Raw genomic sequence first — 9,112 nt, 5'->3', positions numbered from 1 at the left:
GGTCGAATTCAGCACTTCCATCACATGAGACCGCGAAGCTGCAGTTTCCTCACCTCAGGTTGAGGTGTGGTGCGTCTACCTCACACGGTATCGAGCGGCGGCAGAACCCGTCTACGTATCCCGCCTTGTCCGGCTCGTGATCTTGCTCCGCAGGGTCACCAACAGCACGATCGCCAGCAAGCCGTAGAGAACCAGCACAATCGGACCCTGCACCAGCACGGAGGCATCACCGTTGGCGCTGATGAGCGCATCACGCAGGCTCGTTTCCGCCAACGGGCCGAGCACCATGCCAATGATGAGCGGCGCGAGCGGGTAGTCGTGCATGCGCATCAGGAAGCCCACGATGCCCACGCCCAGCAGCAGGAGCAGATCGAACGTCGAGCCGGACGTCGCGTAGATGCCCAGTCCACAGAACACCGTGATGCCCGCGTACAGGTAGTGGCGCGGGATCAGCAGGAGCTTGGCCCACACCATTGCGAACGGCAGGTTGATGATCAGCAGGACGATCATCGCGATGAAGAAGCTCGCCAGCAGCGCCCACACCAGATCTGGCGCACGTTCGAACAGCAGCGGGCCCGGCTGTAGACCGTACTGACGGAACGCTGCGAGCATGATGGCCGCGGTCGCGGAGATCGGCAGGCCCAGTGCCAACAGGGCACCCATGGCCATACCGGTCGTCGAGTTACCGGCAGCCTCGGGCGCGGCCAGGCCTCGGATGGCGCCCTTGCCGAATTGTGGGTCGTGACGACGTCGATCCAGCTTGCGTTCCGCTCCATACGCCAAGAACGTGGGGATCTCGGAACCACCCGCGGGGATCACGCCGAAGGGGAGTCCGATGGCCGTGCCGCGAGCCCACGCAGGAGCGGCCTCGCGTAGCTCTTTCTTGCTCAACCACGGACGACCCTTCGAACGGATCATCTGCCCTTCGCGCTGGAAGCGGGCGATCGTCGCGAAGTAAATGACCTCGCCCAAAGCCAGCACCGCCACGGTCACGGTGACCAGTGAGATGCCGTCGAAGAGGAATGGCGAGTCCATGGTGAAGCGCGGGATGCCGGTCACGCCGTCGATGCCCACTACGGCAATACCCAGGCCGAACGCGAGGGACAGTAGACCCTTGACTGCAGAGTCCGTCACCACGGATGACGTGGCCATGAACGCGAACAACGCCAAAGCGAAGAACTCTGCCGGCCCGAATTGCGTGGAGAATTCCGCGAGGAACGGCGCCAAGAACACGACCACGCCTGAGGCGATGAAACCACCCACGAACGCACCGATGGCCGCGGTGGCCAGTGCCTGTGGGGCGCGTCCGTTCAGGGCCATCTTGTGACCCTCGAACGTTGAGGCAATGGCAGACGCCTGCCCCGGTGTGTTCATCAGGATGCCCATGGTGGAGTCGCCGAACAGGCCACCGAAGTACACGCCGGAGAACATGATGAACGCCGCGGTGGGCTCCAGGGCAAAGGTCACGGGCAAGAGCAGAGCCACGGCCATGGAGGAACCCAGGCCGGGCATGACGCCCACGGCGGTGCCCAGGAAACAGCCCAGCACCACCCAGAACAGGTTTTGCCAGGTGAGGGCTCCAGCGAAGCCCTCCATGAGTAAGGACAGAGTCTCCATTTAGAAGCCACCCCCAAGAAGTCCGGAGGGCAGCGAGAGCCCCAGTGCCATGTCGAACGCGATGTAAGCAATGGAGCTCACCGTCAGTCCGACGATCAATGAGAACAGAGGTCGTTTCGACCCGAATCCACGCGCCACGCACCAGAACAACAGCGCCGCGCCAAGGATCCACCCCAGGAATTCAAGGAGCAGAGCGAAGGCCAAGAACCCGCCGATCACCCAGACGAGCGAACGCCACGAGAAGGTGGCGGGAGCGGCGTCGTCGGTGGTACCAGCGAACCGCTGGACCAGTGACGGAAGATGTTGATGACTTCCACTACCACCAGGACGTAAATGACGCCGGTGATGATGGCGGGGAAGAAGCGCGGGCCGGGGAAGTCCACGGAATCCGGGACCTCCATCATCAGCATGCCCAACAGGAGATAGGTGGCGAACGCGGCGAGCACCAGCGGCATGGTGAGTGCTTGAAGCAGGGAGCCTGCGGAGCGTGAACTCCGGTCGGCGGGACGCTCGGAATCTGCCCGGGGTGCGGGCGCCGAGGATTCGGAAACCGATGCGTGGCTCATACTCCCAGCTCCTTGTACAGCGCAGTGATTCGCTCGGTCTCGTCCTTGATGAACTGTGTGAGCTCGTCGCCGGTGATCACGTTCTCGTTCCAGTTGTAGCGCTCGATGGCTTCGCGCCATTCGGGAGTCGCGATGGTCTCCAGCACGATGCTCTCCAGCTCTTGTTTCTCCTCATCGGTGATGCCGCCGGGGGCCACCAGGATGCGCCAGTTGGCCAGAGTCACGTCATAGCCCTGCTCCACGGTGGTCGGGATGTCGCTGCCCTCCAGGGGTTCCTCGGCCACGAGCGCGAGCGCGCGGAGTCGGCCGGACTCGATCTGGTCGATGGAGTCCGGGTATCCACTGGCTGCCGCGGCAACGGTGCCGTTGAGCAGTGCCTGGGTGGACTCGCCGCCGCCGTCCGATGACACGTAGATCATGTCCGCGGGTTTGATGCCGCCAGCAATGGCCATTTCGGTGACCACCAGTTGGTCGAACGAGCCACCACCGGTCCACGGAACATCGCCCGGATTCTGCGCCCAGGCCTTCATGAGGTCGTCCAGGGTTTCGTACGGGGAGTCGGCCGGGACCACGATCACGTCGTACTCCTCGACCGTCACGGCCAGGGGGTTGACGTCCTCGTACTTGGTGGCGGAATCGTACTGAATGGTCGCGGCGAGCTGGCCGGTGCCACCGACCATCAGATTGTTCGCATCGCCATCCAGAACGGACAGGTTGCCCAGCGCGATAGTTCCGCCGGCGCCCGGCATGTTGACCACCTGGGTGTTGTTGATGATGCTGTTCGCTCGCTGCGCCTGCTGCATTTCGCGAGCAACGGTGTCCCAACCGCCGCCGGCCGCCGCGGGGGCGATGATGGTCATGCTCGAGCGGAGGTTGTTGCCTCCGGAGGCTGACGAGATGGATCCGGTCACGGCGGTCCCAATGGCGCCAGCCGCGATCAGCCCTCCGATCCCGTATGTGATGAACTGCCGACGATTCGGCGGACGCTTCTCGACCAAACTGGTCTCCTGAATCAAGTGCGCTGATGGCATGCGGATCGGTCACCTGAGAGCGACCTGGGATTGTGACCTAGAATACACATAAGCTCATCTGAGAAAGTAATAATTCTCAGGTGTGGCGCCCGATTTTGGTAACACGACGCCATGACGCCGAGTGTGCCGTCCAGGTTCATCGATCGAGGAGTAGTTTCCAGTAATGACCATCATCCTTGCCAGCGCAGACACCCCCGCCGGGCACGCCGCCCGAGACTTCGCGATCGCCGAAGCCCGACGCCGCGACGCAGACCTCATCGTGTTTCCCGTGGACGGTTCCACCCCGGACATCTCCGGTTTGGGCTATGACCGCGTCACTCTGGAAAACGCCGACGGTCGCAGCAAGGACGCAGTGGGAGACCTCATCGACGCGACCAATCGCCCCGAAGTTGAGGCCGTGGTGGTGGGTGTGAAGCGCCGCAGTCCCGCGGGCAAAATCTTCCTGGGCTCGTCCGCCCAGCAGATCATCCTGGAGGCCGCCGTTCCGGTGATCTCCGTCAAACCCGCCACCTGATCGGAGTAGGTCATTGCCACACTGGATTCACATGGGCGGTTCGCAGTGGGCAGTGTGGGGTGACCTGGGCCTGGAGAGCGAATCACCTGAACCTCCGCCCGTTGAAGTTGATGACGCGGTGTTGGCTCCGTATACCTTCCTGCGGGAGCTTCACTCCAAGGTTGCCCACGGCGCCAACACCGTTTCGGTCGACTTCTCGGGTGATGAGCCACGCACCGAAGAAGCACATACCCGAAGGACTCAGGGTCAACTGGGCCGGCTTCTTGATGGAGCTCGGGATGGGGAGAACCTTCTGGGAGGATCTGCACCCAACCCTCGTCGTCCAATGGATTCGTCTGGAGGGCCGGTACGCGATCTTCCAGCTCGTAGAGGGAGACGAATCCCAGGTCTACCGCTGTGACCTCACTCCGGGCCTCCCGGGTAAGGAAGAGGGGATTCTGAAGGATCCCGGCGAGGTGAGGCCCTACTCGTGGTACGACTATTTTCCCAACGAATCGATCAGCGGTATCCGTACAACGTTCCCGGCCGAGGACCCCTCCGATCATGAGCTGACCATCTACACCCTGTAGGCAACTCCCGGACTTCCTACCCTGGCTACCCTGGACTGGTGCAGTCCGAACCCGAATCCCCAGCCACAGAACCCGCAAAAGCCACAGAAGCGACAGCTCCCCGCGACACCCGCTCCCTCAACCGTCAGATCTTGGCGCTAGCGGTCCCCGCGTTCGGGGCGTTGATTGCGGAGCCGTTGTTCCTGCTGGCGGACTCGGCGATCATAGGCCACCTGGGCACCGCACAACTCGCGGGCGTGGGGATCTCCGCGACCGTGGTGCAGACCGTGGTCGGACTCATGGTGTTCCTCGCCTACTCGACCACTCCTGCCGTCGCCCGGCACTTGGGTGGTGGCAGACTCAAGCAGGCCCTCGAAGTCGGCCGTGACGGCCTCTGGACCGCGGCCGGACTCGGCGTACTTCTCGCCACCGCAGGCATTCTTGCTGGCAGGCCCCTGCTCCAAGCGTTAGGTGCGCAAGGCGAGGTACTGGAGCACGCGACGTCGTACTTCGTGTGGTCCATGCCGGGACTGCTGGCCATGCTCGTGGTGCTGGCCGCGATGGGTGTGCTGCGCGGACTGCAGGACACGAAAACTCCGCTGATCATCGCGGGAATCGGCGCGGCGGTGAATGCCGGGCTGAACTTCCTGCTGGTCTACGGCGCGGATCTGGGTGTGGCCGGCGCGGCGATGGGCACGAGCATCACCCAGTGGGGCATGGCGATTGCCTATCTGGTGCTGTTGGGCAAACAGTTCCGCAGGGAGAACGTGCGGCTGACCACCGGCTGGCGCGGCGTGCGGGGGCACCTCACGGTCGGCTCGTGGCTCATGCTCCGGACCCTGTCACTGCGCGCGGCGATCCTTGCGACCGTGGTGGTGGCCACTGCACAGGGCGCGGAAAATCTCGCGGCGTACCAACTGACCATGACGGTCTTCAACTTCTTGGCCTTCGCCCTCGACGCGCTCGCGATCGCCGCCCAAGCCCTGCTCGGCAAGGAGCTGGGCGCCGCGACCTCGACCAACAGGACGAGCGTGACGGCGTGCGTCACCTCATGCACCGACTCATCCGCTGGGGGCTGGGGTTTGGCGTGGTGACCGGCCTGATCGTGGGCTTTGCGGGCCCGCATCTCGGGTTCCTGTTCACGCAGTCGGAGAGCGTGCAGTACCTGTTCGGGATTGCGCTGATCGTGGTCGCGGTGGGACAGCCGCTCGCGGCGTACGTCTTCGTGCTGGACGGCGTGCTGATCGGCGCCGGCGACGCCCGCTATTTGGCGCTCGCCGGCCTGATCAACATCGTGGTCTACACGCCGCTGCTGTGGGCGGTCATGCACTTCGCCGGTGGCGGCACCGCGGGCATGGCCTGGCTGTGGATTGCGTACGCGGGCGGGTACATCGGCGCGCGGGCCCTCACGCTGGGTTGGCGGATTCGCAGCGACCGGTGGATGTACGCCATGGCCTGACCACGTTCCGGTTTTTGCGGCCGACGACGCCGCTCACTCCCTCGAAACCCTGCGTCACCTTGGTTTTCCGGGGCCAAAACGAGTGGTGCGCGTCTCAATTTATGCGGGTGAATCGACTATCCTTAAGGCATGAACAAAGACGTTCCCAACACCAAGTCCGCATCCGTCAACGGCCCCGTCTTGGTGGGTATTGACGGTTCCGAAATCGCACTGCGTGCCCTGGACCGCGCCATCGAGGAAGCGCGTGTTCGCAACGTGGGCGTGCGCCTCATTGGAGCTTTCCCCGTGGTCGGCGTGGGAGATCCCGGCCTGGAACGGCGCTTCCGCGAAGCAGTGACCGCCGAGAACGATCAGAACCTCAAGGCCGCTCAGGACCGCGTGGCCCAGGCCGACGTGAAGGTCGATACCGCCAGCGGCGAGGGCGATGCAGCCAAGGCCATCATTGAGGCCGCCAAGGATTGCAGCCTGGTGGTCATGGGTAAGCGCGGTAAGGGTGGTGCACTGCGCGGTCGTCTGGGCTCGGTGTCCGCAGCGGTTGCGGCTCACAGCCCCGTGCCCGTGATCGTGGTCCCCCCGCGGGAAGAGGATGACAGCTCCGACGTGGAGACGGCTCGCGAGTCCGCCCACCACAAGGACGTCCACGTGTCTGATGAGGAGTCCCAGGGCGGTACCCGCACCCCGGCTTCAGAGATGGACTTCACGGGATCCGTGGTGGTCGGCGTGGACGCTGCCGGTGAGAAGAACCCGGCCGTCGCGCAGGCCATCGAGTACGCCAAGGCCCACGGCTCCACCTTGAGCCTGGTCTCCGTGAACGGCGCCCTGTCCGGCACCCCGGACTGGTTCCAGGATCAGTACAACCAGACCTACTACTTCGACGAGTCCGTGCGGAAACTCAACCAGATCGCCAAGGATATCGCGGAGCAGAACCCGGAACTGAAGGTCACCCGTCACGGGTTCCTGGGTCGTCCCGGTCGCGTGCTGGTGCAGGCCACCCGCACCGCGGACCTCGTGGTGGTTGGCTCGCGCGGCATCGGTGGCTTCACCGGTCTGCTGCTCGGATCTGTCTCCCAGTCGGTACTCGGCGCGGCTGCCGGACCCGTCATGGTGGTTCCCAGCGGCAAGTGAGCCCCAACAGCATCCATTCACTACACACAGAAACAGGTGCGAAACAGATGTCACAACGAATCGTGGCGGCATACGACGGCTCCGACTACAGCGAACGCGCATTGGACTGGGCCATCCAGGAAGCAGCCGCTCAGGAGATCCCGCTGAAGATTGTGGTCTCCACCGGTCGCCCCGTGGGTGTGGATCAGTCCTTGTACGGTCCGTTCCTGGATGCCGTTCAGGAAGAGTCCGAGAAGCTCGCCCGCGCGGCCGTGGACAAGGCAAAGGCCGCCGGCGTTCAGGTGCAGGGCATCATTGAGCGCGGTGACGCCGCTGGTGTGATCGTGTACGAAGCCAAGGATTCCTCCCTGGTGGTCATGGGTAAGCGTGGGCGTCACGGTGTACGTGGTCGCGTCGGTTCGGTTTCCGCTGCTACCGCCTCGCACTCTCCCGTGCCCGTGGTGATCCTGCCCGAGAGCTGGAACCCGGCTGAGCGTGAATCCCGCCCGGAGGACGAGTCCTTCGAGGGCACCGTGGTGGTTGGTGTGGACAAGCTCGGCGCCAAGAACCTGGCCGTCAAGGTGGCAGCTGACTACGCCCGCGCCCACGGCCTCACCCTCGCGGTGGTCAGCGTGGTTCCGACCACAAGCTACCTGCCCATGAACTCCTCCGAGTTGGAGCGTGCGGTGCAGGAGCAGCTGTTGGCTCCGGCCAAGGAACTCACCGAGCAGGTGGCCGAGGAACTGCGTGGCCACTACACCGACCTGAACATCGTGACTCGCGTGCTCCAGGGCCGCCCGGCCGATGCCTGGTGGATGCTTCCCGCACCGCTGACCTGCTGGTCATGGGGTCCCGCGGTTACGGCGGATTCCGCGGTCTGCTCATGGGTTCGGTCTCCCAGTCGGTGCTGGCCGATACCGAGGCGCCGCTCATGATCGTGCCCAACCGCGAAAGCTAGGCAACGTAGCCCGGAGTAGTCTCCGTGCGACGTCGGCGTCCCGTCTCCACCGTGAGGCGGGGCGCCGTTTTCATGCTCCGGGCTGATCCTTTGGGAGCTGGTCGCGGCCTACGCTGGGATCAGTCGCACCCAAGGAGGCATCATGCTGACACTGACGAGCCCGCGTTCCAGCAGCGTCATGCGCTGGTTCGTGCTCTCACTCTTCGCGCTCCTCGCGGCGGTATCGCTGGTGGCCTGGTCCGCCGACGCCGCTCGCGCCGCCCAAGTGCCCCCGCGCCCGGACTCCGGAGCGGTACTGGACCAGGCCGACATCCTCTCCGACGCTGACGAGCAGCGGCTCAACGAGAGGATCGGCCGCGGAAACGAACAGAACGAGTACATCCGCGCGGCGGTGCTGACGGTGGACGGCGTCGACGGCGATTTCGAAGACTTCACCCGGCAAACCGCTCAGGAATGGGGCGTGGGCGAGGCCGGTCGGAACAACGGCGTGCTGATCGTCGCGGACATGGATGAGCGTGAACTGCGGATCGAGGTGGCCGACGGTGCTCGCGAGGTGCTTTCCGATGCCACGGCTGAAGACATCATGGAGGACCAGCTGGAGCCCGGGTTCCGTGACGAAGAGTATGCACAGGCCTTCCTCGCGACCTTGGACTCGGTGTACGACCAAGCCAACCCGGAGGCGGAGGCGCAGGCTGCTGCAGACCGCGAGCGGACGGGCAACATCGTCAAGTGGGTACTCCTCGGGATTGCTGGCCTGATCGTGCTGTGGTGATTGCCTTCTTCTTGTGGTGGAGCAAGGACCAGAAGAAGATCCGCGAGCAGGCGGACCAAGAGATCGAACGCTATCAGCGTGAACACCCGGACGAGGAGATCTCGGACGAGGTGCGCAAGCGGTACTACACGTACCGCTCCAACCACCGCAAACCGCCCAAGGACAGCAAGAAGCCGCCCAAGGCCAAGGACCAGGACGGCGTGGAGCGGGACGTGCAGCACGCCTCCACGTTCCAGAGCTGGCTGCCGCTCTACGTGATGTACCCGGCCATCTACGGCGGAACGAACCACTCGATCTCGTCGAGCGGCTCGTCCGGCTCAGCGGGCACATCGTTCGGCGGCGGCGGAGGATTCAGTGGCGGAGGCGCGTCAGGAAGCTTCTAAGCGGGTTCCGAATAGCGTGCGGCCCCGGGTGGGACATCTCGGGCAGAGCTTCGCGTCGAGGGCATGCCTTAGTGACATCTGGGGCACCGTTCCGCATGGCCGACATTATTGGCAGAGGTACGCAGCGTTTCCGGTCGAATCGCAGGGTGTCAACCTGTGG

11 protein-coding genes and 1 pseudogene are annotated in these 9,112 nt (G+C 64.3%); 8 read left to right on the top strand and 4 right to left on the bottom strand.

Translation table 11 applies throughout. The features are described 5' to 3' along the window. Positions 1 to 111: 111 nt before the first annotated feature. From YO9_RS0114970 to YO9_RS0114960, 4 genes are read right to left on the bottom strand one after another with little or no spacing between them, the layout of a single operon-like run. Positions 112 to 1,617 carry a tripartite tricarboxylate transporter permease gene (locus tag YO9_RS0114970; RefSeq protein WP_016998213.1) on the bottom strand — a complete coding sequence of 502 codons (1,506 nt, stop codon included), beginning with the start codon at positions 1,615 to 1,617 and terminating at the stop codon, positions 112 to 114. After that, positions 1,618 to 1,836, bottom strand: a complete 219-nt coding sequence (locus YO9_RS19115) for a tripartite tricarboxylate transporter TctB family protein (RefSeq protein ID WP_262925720.1) — start codon at positions 1,834 to 1,836, stop codon at positions 1,618 to 1,620. Next, positions 1,833 to 2,183: a hypothetical protein gene (locus YO9_RS19110; RefSeq protein WP_223286669.1), complete on the bottom strand. Its 351-nt coding sequence runs from the start codon at positions 2,181 to 2,183 to the stop codon at positions 1,833 to 1,835. Before YO9_RS19110 ends, YO9_RS19115 begins: the two co-directional genes overlap by 4 nt. Beyond that, the gene (locus YO9_RS0114960; RefSeq protein ID WP_016998212.1) at positions 2,180 to 3,214 is read right to left on the bottom strand and encodes a tripartite tricarboxylate transporter substrate binding protein; all 1,035 of its coding nucleotides are present in this window, start codon (positions 3,212 to 3,214) and stop codon (positions 2,180 to 2,182) included. Before YO9_RS0114960 ends, YO9_RS19110 begins: the two co-directional genes overlap by 4 nt. A gap of 163 nt (positions 3,215 to 3,377) precedes the next feature. Between YO9_RS0114960 and YO9_RS0114955 the strand changes: the two genes are divergently transcribed. From YO9_RS0114955 to YO9_RS0114925, 8 genes and pseudogenes are all read left to right on the top strand, one after another. After that, positions 3,378 to 3,728 (top strand): universal stress protein, encoded by a 351-nt coding sequence (locus YO9_RS0114955; RefSeq protein ID WP_016998211.1) that lies wholly within the window; start codon positions 3,378 to 3,380, stop codon positions 3,726 to 3,728. Between the two features lie 278 nt (positions 3,729 to 4,006). Next, positions 4,007 to 4,297 (top strand): hypothetical protein, encoded by a 291-nt coding sequence (locus YO9_RS0114950; protein ID WP_223286668.1) that lies wholly within the window; start codon positions 4,007 to 4,009, stop codon positions 4,295 to 4,297. 38 nt (positions 4,298 to 4,335) lie between these two features. Beyond that, positions 4,336 to 5,370, top strand: coding sequence for an MATE family efflux transporter (locus YO9_RS0114945; protein WP_317259854.1), 1,035 nt, complete (start codon positions 4,336 to 4,338; stop codon positions 5,368 to 5,370). Continuing rightward, positions 5,328 to 5,735 carry an MATE family efflux transporter gene (locus YO9_RS21095; protein ID WP_317259853.1) on the top strand — a complete coding sequence of 136 codons (408 nt, stop codon included), beginning with the start codon at positions 5,328 to 5,330 and terminating at the stop codon, positions 5,733 to 5,735. Before YO9_RS0114945 ends, YO9_RS21095 begins: the two co-directional genes overlap by 43 nt. A 129-nt stretch (positions 5,736 to 5,864) precedes the next feature. Continuing rightward, positions 5,865 to 6,860 (top strand): universal stress protein, encoded by a 996-nt coding sequence (locus YO9_RS0114940; RefSeq protein ID WP_031273434.1) that lies wholly within the window; start codon positions 5,865 to 5,867, stop codon positions 6,858 to 6,860. 47 nt (positions 6,861 to 6,907) lie between these two features. After that, positions 6,908 to 7,797: pseudogene (locus YO9_RS0114935) on the top strand (universal stress protein). 142 nt (positions 7,798 to 7,939) lie between these two features. Next, positions 7,940 to 8,569, top strand: a complete 630-nt coding sequence (locus YO9_RS0114930) for a TPM domain-containing protein (RefSeq protein WP_016998209.1) — start codon at positions 7,940 to 7,942, stop codon at positions 8,567 to 8,569. Continuing rightward, positions 8,563 to 8,952, top strand: a complete 390-nt coding sequence (locus YO9_RS0114925) for a hypothetical protein (RefSeq protein ID WP_016998208.1) — start codon at positions 8,563 to 8,565, stop codon at positions 8,950 to 8,952. The genes YO9_RS0114930 and YO9_RS0114925 overlap by 7 nt, the downstream gene beginning before the upstream one ends. Positions 8,953 to 9,112: the final 160 nt, after the last annotated feature.

The sequence above is a fragment of the Kocuria atrinae C3-8 genome, assembly GCF_000286355.1.
Classification (GTDB): domain Bacteria; phylum Actinomycetota; class Actinomycetes; order Actinomycetales; family Micrococcaceae; genus Kocuria; species Kocuria atrinae_A.
This window is presented reverse-complemented; position numbering and strand designations above follow the sequence as displayed.